Below are 18,552 nucleotides of genomic sequence, written 5' to 3'. Positions count from 1 at the left end.
AATTAAAGTCCTGAGATCTTTATCGTTTAATTTTTCTATATCATTTCCAGTTACAGCTAGCATTTTATAAACTCCTCTTTAAATTAAAAATATTTAATTTTATTTCCTAAATTAAATTATTCTTTAAATATTATTAATTACCTGCTTTAACATTGTCTTTATTGAAAGCCTATTCTCACTTTAGCTTGGTCTAATTAATTCTACATCTTTCATTTTCCACTTTTCAATTTTGCCAGAATCATTAAAAACAATTAATATATCATTTTCAATATCATGAACTTTTCCAGTTCTGCCATCAAAATATTCTACAATGTCAGAAATATCAAACTCATCCTCATAATCGTCAAAATCATTATCTAATTCTTCCTCGACTATCATGATTTGAGGATTATTCTCTTTAATATCTTCATTTTTGTCTTTTTCATTTTTAAGATTTTGATCTTTCTTTTTTGTAGATTTAACTCTCTTTTCAAATAATGGTCTCTGAAAAGTAAACTCGAATGTATTACCACTCTGAATTACATTTCTAAATTCTTCATAAAATGAAAAATCACCAACTCCACTTACTTCTATCCAGCCTTTAGTTCTACTTAAAGCTACAAATAGCTGATTTCTTAAAGTGAAATTACTCTCAGATTCTGCAATTTTATCAAGGCCAATTACATAGACCATATAGGCTTCATTACCTTTAGCTCTATAAGTTGTAGTAAAGGTTACTCCTCCCTCATTCCAAAATTTATTTGCATCTATATTTGGATAGTTAGGGTAAAGGATATTATTTTTTAAAGCTTTAGGTATGAAAATATCAATTCCCTCTTCTTTTAATTTTCTAGCAGCTTCGACTTTTAATTTAAATGCCTCTTTATTATTACCAAGAGCAATAACTAAAATATCTCTACTTGGTGAGAGCCCATCAACTTTAATATTATATTTTATTTTTTCCACTAAATTGTTTAGCTCTTCCTTACGGGTATTATAGCTATTAAATTTAATAATATCTTCCTGCCATAATTCAGGCACTCGATTGGGAGTCATTTCTTCCGGGCGGTGTAAGATCACATTCTGTCCTACAGGATTAAAGCTTCCTTCCTTTACTTGATAACCAATATTCTCCCAGTCTTCTTGAGTTGTATAACCTCTGAGCATCCCGTCTTCTCTTAAAAGTCCCATTCCTATTGCATGAGCTGCAGTTAAAATCGGGCCAGGAGTTCTGTAACATTTATTCATAATCTCACTTTTTCTAATACCACCAGGATGAAAACCACTAACCAATCTCTTAAAATGCGGCTCATCTCCAAATAGCTGAGGTGCAGTAGGTATATTTAGTGAGTTAAGACTCTGCGCTTCATCATAGGCCCAGATTAAACGTTTATCCTTGTCTTGATCTATAGTTTTTAAACTTTGATAAGCCAACCAATAAAAAGGCTGTTTACCTTCATACTTAATTTTTTCATTATCAACAACTAAATCCTGTGCCTCATCTATTAAAACTGCATCATAAATTTCTTTAATCTCATCTACCTCTTCTAAAAGAAATTTACAGGCATGGACTAATTTTTCATTTGGAGCTCCATCTACAAGCTTTTTTCTTCTAGCACTTAAAGGTTTTTTACCATGAGCCTTACATAATTCTCTATAAAATCCTGGCTGATCTTTAGCTCCCCAGGCATGTAAGACCTGTAAATTATCATTGTTATCTGGGTCATACTCTACCTTACCATTACTAAATCTTTTCAGCCATTTATTGACCTCTTCAATTACACTGTCATATAAACTGCGGGTAAAAAACACTAAAGCAATATTCCAATCTGGATGCTTTAAATGCATATGAGCCGCTTTTTGTGCTAAAAGTACTGTTTTCCCTGAACCAGCAATACCTCTTATTCTCTGGGGCCCGGGTGGTATTGTTTTACCTATTACCTCCTGCTGCATATCTACTTCAAATAAATCAGATTTAATAATGTCTTTAATTTGACCTCGAGTTTGAGTTTCTTTATTGTTTGATTTGTTTTTCTTAAATACCCCTAATAACTTACCAATTAAATTAGATGATTTTTCTAATTCTAAATTGTTTTCAACATCTTTTTTATCAGCAAAAGTAATCTGACCTGTTAAAATCATTAAAATATCATTCCAGGCCTCACTACTTAATGTATCATTCCCAGCTAAAGTATCAATTTCTTCTATTCTATTTAAAAATTTCTTTGGTGTTAATTGATCTTTAAAAATAATTTTTTTATCATCAAAGTTTTGCTCCAGCCACTGCTCTCTATTGATCTCAGGTAAAATTACTGCAGAACTCTCTTTAATTCGTCTTAGGTTTCTATTACCTTGATAAAGACCCTTTAGTTCATATAAGTTATCTTCAACTTTATAGATTACTTCCTGACTACTTCCATCTTTAAAATCCCAGCGTTCATACTGAGAGTTAGACAGTTGATCTAAACTAATATCAATTACCTCTAAAACTACTACTCCTAAATCTTTATCAATAATTGTAATATCAGGCTCTTTATGTTTTTCACCTCGTTTAGAAAAAAGAGGGTAGCGCCAGTAGGCAAGACACTGTCTGCCGCTAAATGCTCTTCTCACAGCATTCCAGGAGTTTTTATATCCCTCAGGTTTATCTTCTATAGTATCAGTAGTTATAAACTTATATTCTGAACTAATTTCTATGCTATTATCTTTATTAATTTTAATAATATTATTTTCATCAGTATTAAAAACTATGTTTTTGCTAATTTCTCTACTTTTTTCTTTTCTATTTTCTATTTTCTGGCCAGTCTGATTTTTCTTTAATTCATCTATTTCCTGCTGTAATTTTTCAATCAGATTGTCATATTTCTTTTCAAGAGCAGTTAGATCAATTTTTTGTTCATTATTTTTTTCAGGTAGTTTAAATTCTTCTGCCTCAAAATTCCAGTCTCCATAAAGCTGCATAAACCAGACAGCAAGTTTATAACTTAAAGAAAGCAGAGTTTTTGCAGTTTCAGTTGAATCTAAGGACTCATGTACAGCCTTATTACCTTCAATTCTTAAAGTATGAAATACATCTTCAATTTCTCCCTGGATCAATTCTTCTCTTTCCAGCAATTTTAATTTATTAAAAAAACTATTTTCTTCAGGCTCATCTAAGTTATCATAGGCATATATGTAATCTACAATTTGTTCTGTAAACATCCGTAATTTGACAATTGTAGTATTTGGATCTTGATATAAGTTTTCTTCTGCCAGTTCAGCTATTTCCGCTAAATTAGTCCACTTTTCTTTTAGAAAAGAGAAATTACTCTGCATTTTAAACCACCTCATTCATAATATTCTGTCGATTTAAGTCATATTTTGTCATAAATATTTGCTAACAATAACTTTTATTTCCTAATGTTATTTATTCTCTAAATATAGGTGATTTCCTGCTTTTGAGGCCTTTTTCTTTAGTCCAACATATTGATATGACAGCACTATGTCGCGAACGGATGTATAAACGCAAAAACCCTCCTCAAAATGAGAAGGGCTGACCACTACTTATTTAAAATTAATTTAAATGCTTCTTTTTCAAGTTTTTCACTTATCCAAATACCATTGTTTCTCATATTATTAATACCCTTTTTAAGATCAATATTCTCTCCGTTATTTATTGCAGAAATAATTATACCTAATGAACCGGTAAGTTTTAAATTATTAAGGCGGGCAATTCTTCTACCAGCAGATTCATCAATACAAACTGTATCAATATTTTTATTTAAGGCAGTTTGAATTACCGATGCTTCACCAGAATCTAAACTATTTCTTAAAAATGTATTAATTTCAACTGGTTTTTCTATTCTAGTTATAAATTCATCCTCTAAAAATATTTTAGCATCTGCCCTATCATTCCCTTTTGCTAACATCTCTTGAACAACTCTATGTGGAACAATCACTTTCTCATAATTTCTATTTAAAATTTTCAAATCATTTAATGCAGCTATCAAAGCTATAATTGGACCAGTATTTATAACTAACTGTTTAAGCATTTTCAACATCAGAAGCTAATTCTTCCGGTTCCATATTGATCATTTCAACACCATAGCGGTGTAATTCTAAAAGAAATGAAACTCTATCCATGCCAACCATTTCTGCAGCCATTCCAGAAGAAATTCTTTTAAGTTCAAATAATTTAACAGCCATTGCCATCTTTGCTTCTCTTTCAAAAACTTCTGAACTTTCTTGAAGCAAATCAGGTAATGTGTCAGGATACTCTATTTCAATTTTTTTGTTCATATTAATTACCCCCATCAATGCTTTTGATTTCTTATATTTATATTATAGCATTATAGTTTAAATGCAACAAGCAATTCTATAGACTGCCAGTGATTTTTTCAGCTGATCTAAGTGACTGCTATCCCTGCTCATCGGATAAAAAGGGATATGTCTTTTATCTCATAATTTTCTCCATCTTCATTTTCAAAAATCCAGAATGGTTTTAGATTATTCATCTCTTTTTTTCTGTCTGCAGCTGCCTGTTCAAATAATTAATTCCAGAGGTCAGATTTAAGATTATTATCTTTATTAAAAATCCAATCTCTATATCTGGCTACAACATTTTTTCTGATTACATAACCCTTGTATCTGTGGATTCTACCTTCTCTCTGTTCTAAATTCACATGATTACCCGGCAGGTTCCAGTGAACTATAGAACGGCAGTATTGATGAAAGTCAAGCCCTTCCTGACTAATTGATGTAGTTGCCAGAATAAACGGCTTAAATGGAGAATTAAAGGCCTCTCTCACCTGGCTTTCGCGCACGACCTCCTGATTCATAATAGTTTTTTTCCTTATCAAATTTAAGGGCATAATGACAGCGCAAATTATTTTTCTGCAGCTGGTATTTATTATTATCTTTAACTACTTCATCATAATCTAGGGATACAGTTCTTAAACCTAGAGATGAAATAACACTTTCTGTAAGTTCAGTCAGAACAGAATTCTGATCAATATTATTTAAACCAGCTGATTCATATAAAATATGGAAGTACTCATCTAATACAGACTGCAGGTTTCCATCTAAACTGTAATCTAAAACTTTCTGCCAGTAGCGTTTATGCAGTTCAAGACCACTGACTAAGGTTATATTTTCAGCTCTGTTAAATAAGTTTCTAAAAGCATAAGCAATCTCCAAAGTCCTGCTGTTTAACTGCTCTGACTTACTAAACTTCAAACTCAGTGCTCTTCTGACAGCAGTTCCGGGAGCTGCAGCAGCAGTGATGCCAGCCAGTACCAGCTTTCATCAATATTAGAGCTTTCTTTAATTTCCACTCCCACTAAAGCTTTATTCAACTGTTTCTTTATTATCTGCTTGATTTCTTCCAGCAGATCCCACATAATTAATCTTAATTTTATTAATAACTCTAAATATTCTGTCGATTTAAGTCTTGATTTGTCACAAATATTTTCTACTAATAACTTTTATTTCCTAATATAAATTATTCTTTAAAAATCATTAATTTCCTGCTTTTTAGGCCTTTTTCTTCAGCCTAACCTATTGCTCTGCCACCACTATGTCGCAAACTAGTGCATAAAAACAAAAACCCTCCTCATATGAGAAGGGTTAATATAAATAAATTCAATTTTCTATTGTTTTAAATAATATTCTAACTCCTGTATATTTTTAATCCTAGAAATTCTTTCACTCAATTCTTCTATTTTTTTAATATCAACTTTATCTATTAAATCCATTACTTCCTGATTTGTTTGATCAAAATTACCTTTAACTAATTTTTTAAACAATTTACGTTCTCCTTCAAATCTTAATTTATCAGCTGCAGATATCACAATATCAGCCTCCCTTTTCATCCCTTTATACTTTAATCTTTCATTTAGAATATAATAATTAAATTCCTCTCTACTATCAGCAATATAGTTTAAACCTAAATAAAAAATATCTATATCAACACCATTTTCACTAATTACAAAAGAGATTATTTCCTCATAAACAACTCGAATATCTTTCATCTTTGAAATCTTAAAAAATTTTAAAGTCAACCGTACTCTTCTATCTCCTAAAACTTTCAAATTAGAATCGTTGGAAAAGTCATAAAATAATGTTTCGAAATTCGGAAGATACTTGTTCAAATCATCATGAGGTGTATTTGATTTTTCAGGCACGGCAATTTTCCCTTCTAAATATATTTTACCATAACTTAAAGCTTAAGTTCAATGATAATATGAATATTATACCATTATTTTTAAATTATAGCAAAATATATTTTAAGAGGTCAATTAAAGTGTCAGTAATTTTTCAGACGATCTAAATTACTGCTTTCCCTGCTTATTTTCGAAGTTCCAAAATCTCACTCTCATTAATTAAAAGATCATTTCCTGCTCCAGCTATTTTTCGAGATAAAACTCCCTTATTCTATGATATAATTAGGTTAAATCTAAGATAGGGAGGGGAGCTATTATGAAGGAAATATTTAATCTGATCAGTACTTATGGTTTTCCAATGGTTTTATCTATTTATCTTTTAGTTAGATTTGAACCATTGATTAAAGAATTAAAAGAATCAGTTGATACTCTAATCATAGTTAATGATAATGAAAAGTTTAAAAACTAAAAAAATAAGGCCCCTGCTTTTAACAGAGGCCGCATCCACTTTATTGTTTTATATGTTCTATAAAAAGATCTGCATCTTTGATACATTCATCGATATCTTTACCACATGATTTTTTATCAAATCGACAATCTTCACAAAATATCTGGTTTAACTTAATCATAAGCAAATTTTCTTTAATTACATCTTTTAGTTCATCTATTTGCCTGATTCTTTTCCCACCGAATATTTTCTTGAATGTTCTATAGGAAGGGAATCTCGTATCCCGATCAATTGCCTTTGCAATTGGTATTTTCTGATCTTCCCTAATTTTCATCTTAAATAATTCAATTAATTCTGCTTTAGTTAGATTTTTCATATTAACAGCTCCCTATTATTTGTATTTTTTTGAGCAGATTTTAATAATTCATCTCTAATAGTATCCGGCAGATACATTAAATTTTCATTCTCACGATTAACTTCCCGATATAACTTTTGAAAATTACTTCTTACATAATTGTCATTGCTTTTACTGTGGCAGATAGCTGCAAAACCTCCAAAATGTTCTACAGTATCTCTAACCTTAGCTGGTAGAGATTTCATTGCAGCTCCAGCATTATAATATCCGTATTTGCGAACCGCCCTGAGCACCAGGCTCCAGGCCTCACCAGCAGTGATTTTTTCTTCAGCTGGTAGTTTTAAGATTTCAATTTCTTTAACAATCTCACCAACTGTTGGCGGCCAATGGCCTCCAGTTATAATCAACTTTTTTAAAATATTGTTTACAGTCTCTGTATCATAGAGCTTTAAAAAATCATACCAGATCTGGATTATCATTTTATTTTCCCTTTTATCAGTTTTGGGGAATTTAAATTTACCCGGATAACAATGGTTTAAATAGGTTAAAAGCTTAATTACATCTGCTTTAGTCATTTAGATCATCATTTTCTGCTTCTGCATAAAGTTCTGCTAGCATATCAACTTTGGCTTCAGAATCATCACTTTTTTTATTTTTCAGTTGATTTTCTAAAACAACAATCTGTTTTCTCAATTTAGAGGCACTCAAGATATTTGATCTCCAGAAACTATCATTCTGACTGAATTCAATGATCTTTTCAATTTCCTCCCAGCTGTAACCCTTATTTTCTTCTTCCTTAGCTCCAATTGGTCCTAAACGTTCTAATCTATCAATAGAAGTTAACCATTTCTTAAATAAAGGGTTGTCTATGTTTTTTTCTGGCACAAAAGCTCTGGAATTATTTTTTTGAATTAAGTCGATTAATTTAATTGTCAATTCTTTTGCTTTTTGCTGCCTCTGGTTGCTCAAGCCTGACGTCTTTTTTTGTTTTTGTTTTGGTTTTAGATGTGGATTTAGTTCTAGAGCTTGAGCTAGAGTTAGTTCTAGAGAATCGCCTATGTCATCACTAATAGCATCATCAATGCCATCTACCATGCCATTATTGATAGCATTGGAAACCCCCACAGCATCAGGACTTTGCTCATTAAAAAATTCAGGTTTAACTTCTTTTAAAAATCTAGCAAATGATTTATTATATTTTTCTGCAGCCTTAAGTAATTCATTAAAAAGATATGTTTTAGGTAGTTCATTTAATTTTTTTGCTGCTGAAATTTGGTGGTTTTTGTTTTTAGTAGGATCATATTTTAAAGCTTTATTTATAAAAATAATAGAGTTTTCTTCATCATATTGAATAAAATTACAACTAATTAATTTATCTAATAACCTAGTAACTTCTTTAGGAGAAATTGACAAATCTCCTGCAATATAATACTTGGGCAATCTGTATAACCCTTCAGAATTTCGATGTGAATTTGTTAAGATATAAAGTGCCATAAATTGTGTTTTGTTGTCCCATGATCTGACCTTCTCATCTGTCCAGAAACTTGAATCAACTTTACTGAAATTCATTTTAACACCTCTTTAAATTATTTTTTTCACAATATTCATTAAAAAAATTTCCTCCTTTCTTCAATTTGTAAATATTTATCATTTAGTAATTTCGTTGCTAGTATAGCATTTATAATTTAAACGTGCAACTTAAAATATCGCAATTTTTAAAATATTTTATTAACCAGTAGTTATTATAAATAATATATGTATTATTAAGCAAAAAACCCTTCTAAGATGAGAAGGGCTCTTAAATAATTTTTATTATATATTCTAATTGTTCCCTCTTTTCTTTTTACCTCACATCTGCTGTCACAGACATTGCAGTGCATTTCTTCTTTTTCACCTGGAGCAGTATTAAAAACTGTCAGGCCAGTAGTATAAGTCATAGTTAAAACCTTCCTTTTCAGCTTAAAATAAATAAAAACTCTTCTCAATAAGAGAAGAGCTCATAAATAGTCATCAGCATCTTTTCTTATCTTTCAGCACAACTGCTGCGGAAATTAGCACCTTCCCTGACGGGGGTTGCTGGGTTTCACCGGGTCCGTTCCCTCCACCACTCTTAATAAGAGTAGAATTATTAAATTGTGATTATAGATTAACATGGAATTTAATATATAGCAAAATATTTTTAACCAGCTTTATTATTAATCATTTTATTAGATTCAATTTTTATTATACTTTCTTGATTTGGATTTAAATTAATATTAGCATCTAAAGCCTTAGCTAACTTAAGTAAGGTACTTAATTTAGGCAACACTTCTTCTGACTCCAGTCGAGCAATTGCTGATTGTTTTAGTCCGGATTTTTCTGCTAGATCTGTTTGAGTCATATTTTGGTTAAGTCTTAGTCTTATTAAATCAGCTGAAATTTTAGCTATTAAAATATGACGTTCATACTCTTCTTCTGTCATTGATGACTTTACTATTTGATCAAATTCATCCCAATTTTTCATTATATTAACCTCCTAATCGACTTTCAATATCTTCAATTAATTTTTCTGCCTTCCAAATTTCTTTTTTAGGAGTTTTAGCCTGCTTTTTCCAAAAATAATTTAATACATAATAAATATTATTTCGCCTGTAAATAAAAATTCTAAAATATCCCTTTGGATGTTTAATTCTAATTTCCCAAATCGGAAAATTACTGCCCTTAATGTATCTAAAATCTGGCATTCTATTTCTGTGCCATTTCTTTTTAATATTCTTAGCTTCCGAGAAATAGCGAGAAATAAAATCCTGCTATTTTTATTACCACTTTCTTTTTCAAGTTTAAGTTTTTGATAATAATTGAAAAAATCACATTTGCCATCACTGTCAGTATAGAATTTAATATTAAATTGACTCATACTATAACCTCTCAGAGGAATATTTCCTCAACTAAATTATAACACCAATGTTATAATTAATCAAGAATTAACTTTAATATTGATTATTATACCATAAAATGTAATTTATAGCAAAATTTATAATTAATTTACCCATCATAATAAACCAGCTGCTTTTTCAGCCTCCTGATGCCACCTCTGGGATTATCTACATCTCCCTCATAGCGGGGAATAATATGCTGATGTAGATGCATTAAAGTCTGACCTCCAGCATAATTAACATTAAAGCCAATATTATAGCCGTCAGGATTATATTTTTCTTCCAATATTTTTTTACATTCTTTTGTCAGTTCAAAGATAGCAATAATTTCTGCTTCAGTTGCCTCAAAATAACTGGCAAAGTGCCGCTTGGAAATCACCAACATGTGGCCTTCATTGACCGGGGATTTATCGTAGATTGCAAAGGCCAGTTCATTTTCTATAATATAATCTTCTTTTAGATAATCACAAAATACACAGCTCATTTATTCTCACCTCTATTTTAAGTGTTTTTTTTTATATTTTAGTTTTCTAAGTTTACTATAATTTTTGTATATTGATTTCATAAGCAGTATAATTAGATATATAAATACAAAAATAAGGGGGTAAATGAAAATGAAAATCATCATAGATTTATTTTTAATAATATTAATTGTTCTAATTTTAATTATAAATTTCAAATCAACTGCACTGGCCCACATACCATTAGATACCTCTGGGTCTAACTCTAGAGAAGATCCTATATTTGTTGAAGATCATCAAATTTCTTGGGCTGCCTACAATCAATTAGAGGAAGTAGGCGATATAGATTACTACACATTTAAAGTTGAGCAGGGTGAGGAGATATACTTCAGCATGGTTATCCCTGAAATTGAAAGATATCAAAATTTCAAGCCAAATGTTGCCCTGATAGGACCGGGTTTAGAAAATAATTATGCTGGTTATGATATAAATTATATTAATTCTTTCTTAAAAATTAATCCAGACGAAAATATAATTATTGTTAGCGATGATACAGATAATCCTGAGATCTTTTTTGAACCATTCACCCAAACATCTTACTGGAGAAGACAGAAATTTTCAACTGCAGCTCCTGCAGCAGGAACTTACCTCCTGGCAGTATTTTCAGCAGAAGAAGACCAGGGTAAATACACTCTTGCCATCGGCCGCAAAGAAGTCTGGGGATTAAAGGATTTGATCAGGATGCCAAAAATCTGGTGGGATACCAGGATTTTTGTCGAAAAAGAGAATTCAACCTATTTGATTTTGGCTTTTATAATATCAATAACTTCATTTTTGGTTTATAGATTTATATTTAAACTATAAACTTTTTTGTACTACTTAGGGAATAAAAAAATAATTCTGTAACAAGAAAATCCCTCCCATATGAGAAGGATTTTAGTTTATATTCTAATGTTTCAAAAAATCTATTATTTCTTCTTTAGAATCTGCAGTTACAATTTTTTCACTTAAATCTTCAATTTTACTTAACTCAGCCTTATTGATCAAATCAATAATTTCATTATCTGCATTCTTAAACTTAGCCTTAACCTGCCTCATCAGGATTAATCTTGCCTCTTCCTGTTTACCCTCAATCTTACCTTCTTCTTTTCCTTTTTTCTTACCCTGCTCTTCAACATATTTAAAAAATTTAACCATTTTGCGATCCCTCCATAATTCTATCATATTTTCACTGCTTAAAAATTTATCACACAACACAATAGTCAGAGCAGCCAAATTATTCTTAAATTTTTGATCAGCATCCAGCTTATCTTCCAGCTCAATAGTCTCTTTAACCCGTTTAACCATATCCTGATCACTATTCATCAACGGAAGAAATATTAATTCCAGGCAGCTCCACCTTTAAGAAATCACCAATATCATTTTTAAAGAGATTAAAAGAATCTTTAAAAACGAAATCATAATTATGAGCCGTCACCTCAAATTGCTGCATTAAATTTCCTCCTCTTCTAATATTTATACTATTAAAAGTATATCATAGAATAATTTGGAAATAAAGTAAAATATATTATTATAATTGCTTCCATATATTTGTTTGAAATTTTAGTCTTTACCCAGACAGCACTTCTTATATTTTTTACCACTTCCGCAGGGACAGGGATCATTGCGGCCAACTTTTTCTCCTTTGATAACTGTCAGTTCACCGTGAAAACTGGACTTATATTCTTTTTCAGGTAGTGGACGCAGGTGTTTACGCTCCTCTTCCATAATCTCATTAGGGGTATAACCCTTTAAAATCCAGAGGCGGGTATTATTATGAAAGTCATTCATTTCCTGAAAGAAATCCTGTGCCTGATCAAAAATATCAAATTCTAACCTGTCTGCTAATTCCTGAATAATCTTTATTGTCTTCCTGTCATTTTTAATATCCAGCATAATAGTCCAGATTATCTCTTCTACATCATCTTTTGAAAGAGAAAAATCTTTAAGCAGTTTTTTCCTGAATTTCTGCTGCGTAAAATTCAATTTTTCCCGGTCATGTTTTCCAGCATAAAGTATATCTTTCTTTGCAGGTTTATAGTAATCAATTTGGGGCCTCATTTTTATTTCACTAATCATTTCTTCCGGATTAAAAACCCCTGAATAAAGATAATAGTGGTCAAAGTATTCAATATCAAAAGTATTTAAAAATGCTTCATTTACTAATTTTAAAAAATGATAAAATTCTGCTCCCTCAGCTTCAACCTCAAAATATAAATCGTAAAATTCTATTAACTGCATAATTGAGAGGACCCCATAATAAGCCAAGAGTCCTCGAGCAAATTGAAGCAGCCTATCATTCTTTTTTATCTGATCTTGGAAATCTGAATCAGTTACAATCTTTGCAATATCTGCTGACAGATCAGCCGGTATTCTGACAGATTTTTCAGCTTCTGTATCCTTGATACCAATAATTCCATGCCCCTGAAAATTATTTAAGGCAGGAGGTAAAATATCTTTAGGTGTTATTGTAATCCAATCTTTCTGCTGCTGTTCTTTAATTAATTTCTTTAAAAAATCAACCTCTTTTGAACTCTGATATGACAGCCATTCTCTCAAGTTTTCTTTTATTTTTTGATCCAGAACCTCCACTAATTCTGCTTTATTTAACTGACTGATTCCACTGAAGTTCCAGTACTGCCTGATTTCTGTTAAGTCACTTTTAGTATATGAAGCTAAAAATTCTTTATAATTTTGATTCATTTATTTGGCTCCTTAATGCTGCAATTTATAAAATAAGTATAGCCTAAAATATTTAAGATATCAATTTCTCAACAGCTGAGATCATAGGTTCAAATATTCAACTTATTGTAAATTTCCGGTATTTCCCAGTCGGTTATAATTCCCTGCAGAACTTCCTCTCTACTCCCATTTTCAGTTATCAAAAAGGCATCAATTTTATTTCCTTCTTTTATAATTGACTCATGCTTATCAATTAAGGTATCCAGTTTGCTGTCTTTCGAAATAAATTCGCAGACTTCATCCTCTTCTGCATATTTTAAAACTTCTTTGACCTGAACATCCTCAATAATCAGCTTATCGCTCTGATCTGACTTTAAATCTCCCATCCATCTAATGATTGTATTTGTGGTCAGTAATTCAATGTACTTACCCTTTTGATCTATTACTGGAATTTGATCATAGTCATGTTTTTTCATATCCCTGATTGTTTTAATTATTGAGGTATCTTCCTTTATTACCATCAAATTATTATCAATAAAGTCACTGATTTTAGGCGAATCTATCACTTTTTCTAAAATCTCTTCTAATAAGGTGTATAAGGAGCTGCTGGGTAAGAAATAATATTCATTATTATGGGCAATTGAGTTTCTAACTTGCCTGACAGTATCTAGCTCATCCCTATATTTTTTAATAATATAATCATTATTTCTGCCTTCATGCAGCAGGCTATAAAAGTTAGTGTCCCAGTCGTTAACATCTTTTAGATGTTCATAAAGTTCGTTAAACATTTCAATAAATTTATCTTTTTTGCTTTCCATAATTAGCACCTCTTTTTTTCTATCATTCTTAAAATAGCTACTAATATCTTATTCTTCAAAAAGAAACCTATCCCTTTTTAGCTTTGAATAAGCTGTTATAGAATTTATCGGCAGAAAACCAGACGGGCTTACCCTCTGGATGAATGCCGATATTTTTTAATGCAATTAAATATTGCTTAAAAAATATAATATCCTCTCAACCTTCTATAAAACCACTTTCTCCTATTTACATATACAATCTACTGTAATATAATATATATGTAAGGAGGGGTAACTTATGAAAAATGTTCAAATTAATATTTCTATTCCTGAAAACTGGAAAGATGAACTTGAAAATTTAGCAAGAATATACTCGGTTGAAGAAGAATCTACATTGACTTATTTAGACCTAATGCGTAGAGCTATACAAGAAAAATATGAGTTAGATAGTGATGAGTAACGATTACAAAAGTTTAAGTCATTGTAAATACTTAGTACAATATCATCTTGTATGGTGTCCTAAATTTAGATTTGAAGTCATACAAGGAGATATAGAACAATCATTAAAAAATATTCTTGCTAATGTATGCAATAAATATCAATATGAAATTTTAGAATTGGAAGTAATGCCAGACCATATACACATTTTTCTATCAGCCAAACCAACAGTAGCACCTACTGATATAGTTAGGACTTTAAAAAGTATTTCTGCAATTAAACTATTTAAAGAATATCCTAAACTAAAAAAATTCTATGCTCGTTGTGGTTCGCTTTGGAGTAAAGGTTACTTTCTAAGTACAATCGGAAACGTAAGCTCTCATACTATTAAGAGATACATTCAAAATCAAAAATCTAATTAGGGGGTGTAATTATGCAAACCAAAATTGTAGATAAAGCATATAGTTTTAGAATTACACCTAATAAAGAGCAAGAAGAATTAATCAATAAAAATATAGGTTGTGTGAGGTTTGTGTTCAACCACTTCCTAGCTCAATCTAAAGACAATAAATACTTATCATATTCTAAATTTGCTACACAATTACCTAAACTAAAGAAAGAATATAATTGGTTAAGAGAAGTTGACAGCATTTCTCTACAACAATCTCTAAAAGACTTAGACAAAGCATTTAAGCGTTTCTTTAAAGGTTTGGGTGGTTTTCCTAAATTCAAGTCTAAAAAGAATAATAAGCAATCTTATAGAACTCAATACTTCAAGCGTTCTAGTGGAACTGAAAGTATTGAGATTAAGGATAATAAAATCAAGTTACCCAAATTAGGTTGGGTTAAATTTAGAAAATCTAGAGAAGTCACAGGTAAAATTCAAAATGTAACTATTAGAAAATCAAAAGCTCACAAATACTATATTTCTGTATGTGTCCAAGAAGAAGTAGAAGAACTACCTCAAACTGATAAAGACATTGGTATAGATTTAGGTTTAAAAGATTTTCTAATTACTTCTAATGGTGAAGTAGTTTCTAATCCTAAAACTCTATCCAAATATGAAAATAAAATTGCTAGACTAAATAAAAGACTTGCTAAAAAAGAAGAAGGCTCAAATAATTGGTATAAAGTAAAGAATAAATTAGCTAGAGTACACGAGAAAGTATCCAATATTAGAAAAGACTTCTTACATAAACTTTCGACTAAATTAATTCGTGAAAATCAAACGATAGTAGTTGAAAACCTAAAAGTTAAGAATATGCTTAAAAATTCTAGACTAGCAAAAAGTATCTCTGATGTATCTTGGTCTAAATTCGTTGACTATTTAAGCTATAAAGCTGAATGGTATGGTAGGGAATTAATTAAAATTGATACATTCTTCCCTTCAAGTCAACTTTGTAGCGAATGTGGATATCAAAATAAAGAGGTCAAAGATTTAAGTGTTCGTGAATGGGAATGTCCGAAATGTCATTCAATTCACGATAGAGATATAAATGCTAGCAAGAATATTTTACAACAAGGTTTACAACTACAATTAGCTAGTAGATAGATTACATACTGTCGGGCGGACAGAAATTTAAGCCTTTGGAGAACTTGTAAGACCAGTTTACACTTAATCCTTGAGATTAACTGTAAAAAGGCTAGGTTCTATGAATAAGGAATCTGCGAGGGCTTGCCCCGCAGAGCGTCAATAAAGGATAAATAATAATTTTGAAGAACATTATTAATAGGTAATGCATAAAGCATAAGGAGGCCGCTTATGAAGAGTATCCAGGATTTTAATTTAAAAGAAATTACTGAAACAAGAGAATATCATAAATCTCCGGAAGCATGGGATGAACAAATTTTTTACTTTTTGCTTGTAGATAGATTTGCATCTGAGAAAGAATATCCTCTTTTTTATAATGAGAAAACTGATTATGAAAACGCCTTGAAAACAGAGGCCGCTAAACAAAAATGGCTGGAAAGTGGAGAAAAATGGATTGGAGGCACTTTAAAAGGAATAGCAAAAAAGCTGGACTATCTCAAAGAATTAGGTGTGAGTGTCCTCTGGATCAGCCCTGTCCTCAAACAACCTGTTTACTCAGAAAATTATCACGGCTATGGAACTCAAAACTTTTTAGAGGTTGATCCCCATTTTGGCACAAAAGCTGATTTAAAGAATCTGGTTGATAAGGCTCACAAAAAGGGCATCTATATTATTCTTGATGTAATAATCAACCACACAGCTGATGTATTTCTTTATGATGCAGAAGATGCCTTCTATACCGGTCAGGAATATCCTGTTAAAGCCTTTAGAGATAAGAATGGTAGAGCAGTTGTTGATCCAAATAATCCTAACTACAACACTACCTGGCCTGAAGGTGGAGTCTGGCCGCAAGAAATTTTCAATTTAGCTACCTTCAGCAAAAAAGGTTATATTAGAGACTGGGATAGTGACCCGGAATTCCGGGAGGGAGATTTTTTCTCCTTAAAAAATATTAATACTGGTTCTGGTGAGGTAGATAACTATAAACCATCTGAAGCCTTAAAAGTTTTAACAGAATGCTATAAATACTGGATAGCATATGCAGATTTAGATGGCTTTAGACTGGATACAGTTAAACATCTGGACCCAGGTGCTGTACGTTTTTTTGTAACAGAAATTAAAGAATTTACTCAAACTCTGGGAAAAAAGGATTTTTATATAGTAGGAGAAATTACAGGTGGGATGGAATTTGCAAAGTCCATCTGTGAAAACACAGGTCTTGATGCAGCACTGGGCATCAACAAAATCCCGGAAGTTCTTGAAAATGTAGCCAAGGGATATTCCGCAGCCGAAAACTATTTCTCGATTTTTACTAATTCTCAGGTTTTAAGTGAAGGAGAAAATCAGTGGTATCATAAAAGAGTTATTTCCATGTTTGACGATCATGATATGGTGTACAAGCCCCAGCACAAAGAGCGTTTTACTGCCGATAAAAAAGCAGCACCTCTGCTTAAAAATGCTGTCTTTTTAAACTTTTTTACTGCTGGGATTCCCTGCATCTATTATGGAACTGAACAGGGATTTGACGGTAGTGGAGACCACGACAAATATGTAAGAGAATCAATGTTTGGAGGAGAATTTGGTGCCTTTAGAACTCGAAACAGAAGTTTTTTTAACAGAGAACATCCTGTTTATAAAGAAACTAAAAAACTGGCTGAACTTAGAAATGAGTACATTCACCTCAGATTAGGTAGGCAGTATTTAAGAGAAATATCAGACTTAAAAGCTAACAATTTTCACCTTCCCCAAGCAGATCAAGAAAGATGCAGAGAAATTATTGCCTGGTCAAGGATCTTCAGCCAGGATGAATTTTTGTTAGCAATAAACTGTGAATTAAAAACAGCTCACAAAGCAAAAGTTTTAATTGACAGTGAAATCCACCTGCCCGGAGAAAAATTTATCTGTGTCTACTCGTCTGATAAAAAGAAAATTGGAGAAGAACTAGAGATAAAAGAAGCTGATAAAGGTAAAAATTATCTTGAATTAGAGATTCCAGCCAAAGGAAGGGCTATTTATAAGTCTTTTTAAACTGCAGTTTTTGATCAATCTACTTCTGCATACTCATCCAGTTCTTTTTTAATGTCCAGCATCTGCTGGTCTAGATTTTTGATCATCTCGGCAGATTCCTTTAGTTTCTCCGGAATCTCATCTGGAGCATCATTTTTGTATTTATAATAAATCTTATGTTCTAAACTGGCCCAAAAGTCCATGGCAATTGTTCGAATCTGAATTTCAACCTTAGTCATTCGAGCCTGACTGCTTAAAAATATCGGCAGCTGAATTAATAAATGCAGACTCCTATAGCCGTTCTCCTTGGGATTTTTGATATAATCTTTGACCTCTAAAACCTCAATATCACCCTGTGCTTTAATCATCTCCAAAATTTTATAAATATCATCGGTAAAGGAACAGATAATCCGGATTCCAGCTATATCATTGATCTTAGTTTTAGCATTTTCCAGATTGACCTCATAACCCTTGCGCTCCAGTTTTTCGATGATGCTGTCAGGTTTTTTAACCCTCGTTTTAATATGTTCAATTGGGTTATGGTCATGTATTATTTTAAATTCGTTATTTAAAATCTTTAGCTTGGTGTTAACTTCTTCAATTGCTGATTCATGCATAAAGATCAGCTCCCGCCATTCTTTAAAACCATAGTGATCTGCTATGCTCATCAGCTGTTCTTTACTTATCTTAGTTTCCATTTAATACACTCCTGAATTTAATTATATTTTTTGTTGTTCAGGCTTATTATAACAGAAAAAAC

General features: G+C 31.4%; 25 protein-coding genes and 1 riboswitch. Of the genes, 6 read left to right on the top strand and 19 right to left on the bottom strand.

Going from position 1 to position 18,552, the window contains the following annotated elements; genetic code table 11:
- Nucleotides 1-180: 180 nt before the first annotated feature.
- The 7 genes from ACZ446_RS06220 to ACZ446_RS06190 all read right to left on the bottom strand — a co-directional run bounded on the left by ACZ446_RS06220 (nt 181) and on the right by ACZ446_RS06190 (nt 6,140).
- Complete coding sequence (locus ACZ446_RS06220; protein WP_464394250.1) at nt 181-3,294, bottom strand: DEAD/DEAH box helicase; 3,114 nt, start codon at nt 3,292-3,294, stop codon at nt 181-183.
- A gap of 224 nt (nt 3,295-3,518) precedes the next feature.
- Complete coding sequence (locus ACZ446_RS06215; RefSeq protein WP_464394249.1) at nt 3,519-4,019, bottom strand: PIN domain-containing protein; 501 nt, start codon at nt 4,017-4,019, stop codon at nt 3,519-3,521.
- Complete coding sequence (locus tag ACZ446_RS06210) at nt 4,003-4,257, bottom strand: UPF0175 family protein (protein WP_464394248.1); 255 nt, start codon at nt 4,255-4,257, stop codon at nt 4,003-4,005. The genes ACZ446_RS06215 and ACZ446_RS06210 overlap by 17 nt, the downstream gene beginning before the upstream one ends.
- 251 nt (nt 4,258-4,508) lie before the next feature.
- Complete coding sequence (locus tag ACZ446_RS06205; RefSeq protein WP_464394247.1) at nt 4,509-4,781, bottom strand: helicase-related protein; 273 nt, start codon at nt 4,779-4,781, stop codon at nt 4,509-4,511.
- Nucleotides 4,750-5,193 (bottom strand): hypothetical protein, encoded by a 444-nt coding sequence (locus tag ACZ446_RS06200; protein WP_464394246.1) that lies wholly within the window; start codon nt 5,191-5,193, stop codon nt 4,750-4,752. The genes ACZ446_RS06205 and ACZ446_RS06200 overlap by 32 nt, the downstream gene beginning before the upstream one ends.
- 2 nt (nt 5,194-5,195) lie before the next feature.
- Nucleotides 5,196-5,357, bottom strand: coding sequence for a hypothetical protein (locus ACZ446_RS06195; protein WP_464394245.1), 162 nt, complete (start codon nt 5,355-5,357; stop codon nt 5,196-5,198).
- A gap of 249 nt (nt 5,358-5,606) precedes the next feature.
- Complete coding sequence (locus ACZ446_RS06190) at nt 5,607-6,140, bottom strand: hypothetical protein (protein ID WP_464394244.1); 534 nt, start codon at nt 6,138-6,140, stop codon at nt 5,607-5,609.
- Nucleotides 6,141-6,435: 295 nt separating this feature from the next.
- On the opposite strand from ACZ446_RS06190, the gene ACZ446_RS06185 reads away from it, so the two are divergent.
- Nucleotides 6,436-6,588 carry a YvrJ family protein gene (locus ACZ446_RS06185; RefSeq protein WP_464394243.1) on the top strand — a complete coding sequence of 51 codons (153 nt, stop codon included), beginning with the start codon at nt 6,436-6,438 and terminating at the stop codon, nt 6,586-6,588.
- Nucleotides 6,589-6,628: 40 nt separating this feature from the next.
- Here ACZ446_RS06185 and ACZ446_RS06180 read toward each other — a convergent pair whose 3' ends face one another.
- The 7 genes from ACZ446_RS06180 to ACZ446_RS06150 all read right to left on the bottom strand — a co-directional run bounded on the left by ACZ446_RS06180 (nt 6,629) and on the right by ACZ446_RS06150 (nt 10,321).
- Nucleotides 6,629-6,943: a hypothetical protein gene (locus ACZ446_RS06180; RefSeq protein WP_464394242.1), complete on the bottom strand. Its 315-nt coding sequence runs from the start codon at nt 6,941-6,943 to the stop codon at nt 6,629-6,631.
- Nucleotides 6,940-7,497 (bottom strand): replicative helicase loader/inhibitor, encoded by a 558-nt coding sequence (locus tag ACZ446_RS06175; RefSeq protein ID WP_464394241.1) that lies wholly within the window; start codon nt 7,495-7,497, stop codon nt 6,940-6,942. The genes ACZ446_RS06180 and ACZ446_RS06175 overlap by 4 nt, the downstream gene beginning before the upstream one ends.
- Complete coding sequence (locus ACZ446_RS06170; RefSeq protein ID WP_464394240.1) at nt 7,490-8,491, bottom strand: hypothetical protein; 1,002 nt, start codon at nt 8,489-8,491, stop codon at nt 7,490-7,492. Before ACZ446_RS06170 ends, ACZ446_RS06175 begins: the two co-directional genes overlap by 8 nt.
- A 194-nt stretch (nt 8,492-8,685) precedes the next feature.
- Nucleotides 8,686-8,859, bottom strand: a complete 174-nt coding sequence (locus tag ACZ446_RS06165; RefSeq protein ID WP_464394239.1) for a hypothetical protein — start codon at nt 8,857-8,859, stop codon at nt 8,686-8,688.
- Nucleotides 8,860-8,942: 83 nt separating this feature from the next.
- Nucleotides 8,943-9,042, bottom strand: a riboswitch (SAM riboswitch).
- 59 nt (nt 9,043-9,101) lie between these two features.
- Complete coding sequence (locus ACZ446_RS06160) at nt 9,102-9,425, bottom strand: helix-turn-helix domain-containing protein (RefSeq protein ID WP_464394238.1); 324 nt, start codon at nt 9,423-9,425, stop codon at nt 9,102-9,104.
- Nucleotides 9,426-9,429: 4 nt separating this feature from the next.
- Nucleotides 9,430-9,645 carry a type II toxin-antitoxin system RelE/ParE family toxin gene (locus tag ACZ446_RS06155; protein ID WP_464394237.1) on the bottom strand — a complete coding sequence of 72 codons (216 nt, stop codon included), beginning with the start codon at nt 9,643-9,645 and terminating at the stop codon, nt 9,430-9,432.
- Nucleotides 9,646-9,946: 301 nt separating this feature from the next.
- Nucleotides 9,947-10,321: an HIT family protein gene (locus ACZ446_RS06150; protein ID WP_464394236.1), complete on the bottom strand. Its 375-nt coding sequence runs from the start codon at nt 10,319-10,321 to the stop codon at nt 9,947-9,949.
- Between the two features lie 130 nt (nt 10,322-10,451).
- Here ACZ446_RS06150 and ACZ446_RS06145 point away from each other — a divergent pair, with 130 nt between their 5' ends.
- The gene (locus tag ACZ446_RS06145) at nt 10,452-11,162 is read left to right on the top strand and encodes a hypothetical protein (protein WP_464394235.1); all 711 of its coding nucleotides are present in this window, start codon (nt 10,452-10,454) and stop codon (nt 11,160-11,162) included.
- 84 nt (nt 11,163-11,246) lie between these two features.
- On the opposite strand, the gene ACZ446_RS06140 is transcribed toward ACZ446_RS06145, so the two are convergent.
- The 4 genes from ACZ446_RS06140 to ACZ446_RS06125 all read right to left on the bottom strand — a co-directional run bounded on the left by ACZ446_RS06140 (nt 11,247) and on the right by ACZ446_RS06125 (nt 13,837).
- On the bottom strand, nt 11,247-11,663 hold the full coding sequence (locus tag ACZ446_RS06140) for a hypothetical protein (RefSeq protein ID WP_464394234.1): 417 nt from the start codon (nt 11,661-11,663) through the stop codon (nt 11,247-11,249).
- Nucleotides 11,656-11,790, bottom strand: coding sequence for a hypothetical protein (locus tag ACZ446_RS06135; RefSeq protein ID WP_464394233.1), 135 nt, complete (start codon nt 11,788-11,790; stop codon nt 11,656-11,658). The genes ACZ446_RS06140 and ACZ446_RS06135 overlap by 8 nt, the downstream gene beginning before the upstream one ends.
- Before the next feature lie 110 nt (nt 11,791-11,900).
- The gene (locus ACZ446_RS06130; RefSeq protein ID WP_464394232.1) at nt 11,901-13,040 is read right to left on the bottom strand and encodes an SEC-C metal-binding domain-containing protein; all 1,140 of its coding nucleotides are present in this window, start codon (nt 13,038-13,040) and stop codon (nt 11,901-11,903) included.
- Nucleotides 13,041-13,129: 89 nt separating this feature from the next.
- The gene (locus tag ACZ446_RS06125; protein WP_464394231.1) at nt 13,130-13,837 is read right to left on the bottom strand and encodes a CBS domain-containing protein; all 708 of its coding nucleotides are present in this window, start codon (nt 13,835-13,837) and stop codon (nt 13,130-13,132) included.
- A 277-nt stretch (nt 13,838-14,114) separates the two neighbouring features.
- Here ACZ446_RS06125 and ACZ446_RS06120 point away from each other — a divergent pair, with 277 nt between their 5' ends.
- From ACZ446_RS06120 to ACZ446_RS06105, 4 genes are all read left to right on the top strand, one after another.
- Nucleotides 14,115-14,276, top strand: coding sequence for a hypothetical protein (locus tag ACZ446_RS06120; RefSeq protein ID WP_166635247.1), 162 nt, complete (start codon nt 14,115-14,117; stop codon nt 14,274-14,276).
- Nucleotides 14,266-14,676, top strand: a complete 411-nt coding sequence (gene tnpA / locus ACZ446_RS06115; protein ID WP_464394230.1) for an IS200/IS605 family transposase — start codon at nt 14,266-14,268, stop codon at nt 14,674-14,676. Before ACZ446_RS06120 ends, tnpA begins: the two co-directional genes overlap by 11 nt.
- 11 nt (nt 14,677-14,687) lie before the next feature.
- Nucleotides 14,688-15,806, top strand: a complete 1,119-nt coding sequence (tnpB, locus tag ACZ446_RS06110; RefSeq protein ID WP_464394229.1) for an IS200/IS605 family element RNA-guided endonuclease TnpB — start codon at nt 14,688-14,690, stop codon at nt 15,804-15,806.
- Nucleotides 15,807-16,016: 210 nt separating this feature from the next.
- Nucleotides 16,017-17,813, top strand: a complete 1,797-nt coding sequence (locus ACZ446_RS06105; RefSeq protein WP_464394228.1) for an alpha-amylase family glycosyl hydrolase — start codon at nt 16,017-16,019, stop codon at nt 17,811-17,813.
- Between the two features lie 14 nt (nt 17,814-17,827).
- Here the strand turns inward: ACZ446_RS06105 and ACZ446_RS06100 are convergent, their stop codons facing one another.
- Nucleotides 17,828-18,490: a GTP pyrophosphokinase gene (locus ACZ446_RS06100; protein WP_464394227.1), complete on the bottom strand. Its 663-nt coding sequence runs from the start codon at nt 18,488-18,490 to the stop codon at nt 17,828-17,830.
- Nucleotides 18,491-18,552: the final 62 nt, after the last annotated feature.

Source organism: Halanaerobium sehlinense (assembly GCF_055379485.1).
Note: the sequence above shows the minus strand (reverse complement) of the source record. Positions and strands in the feature narration are given on the sequence as shown.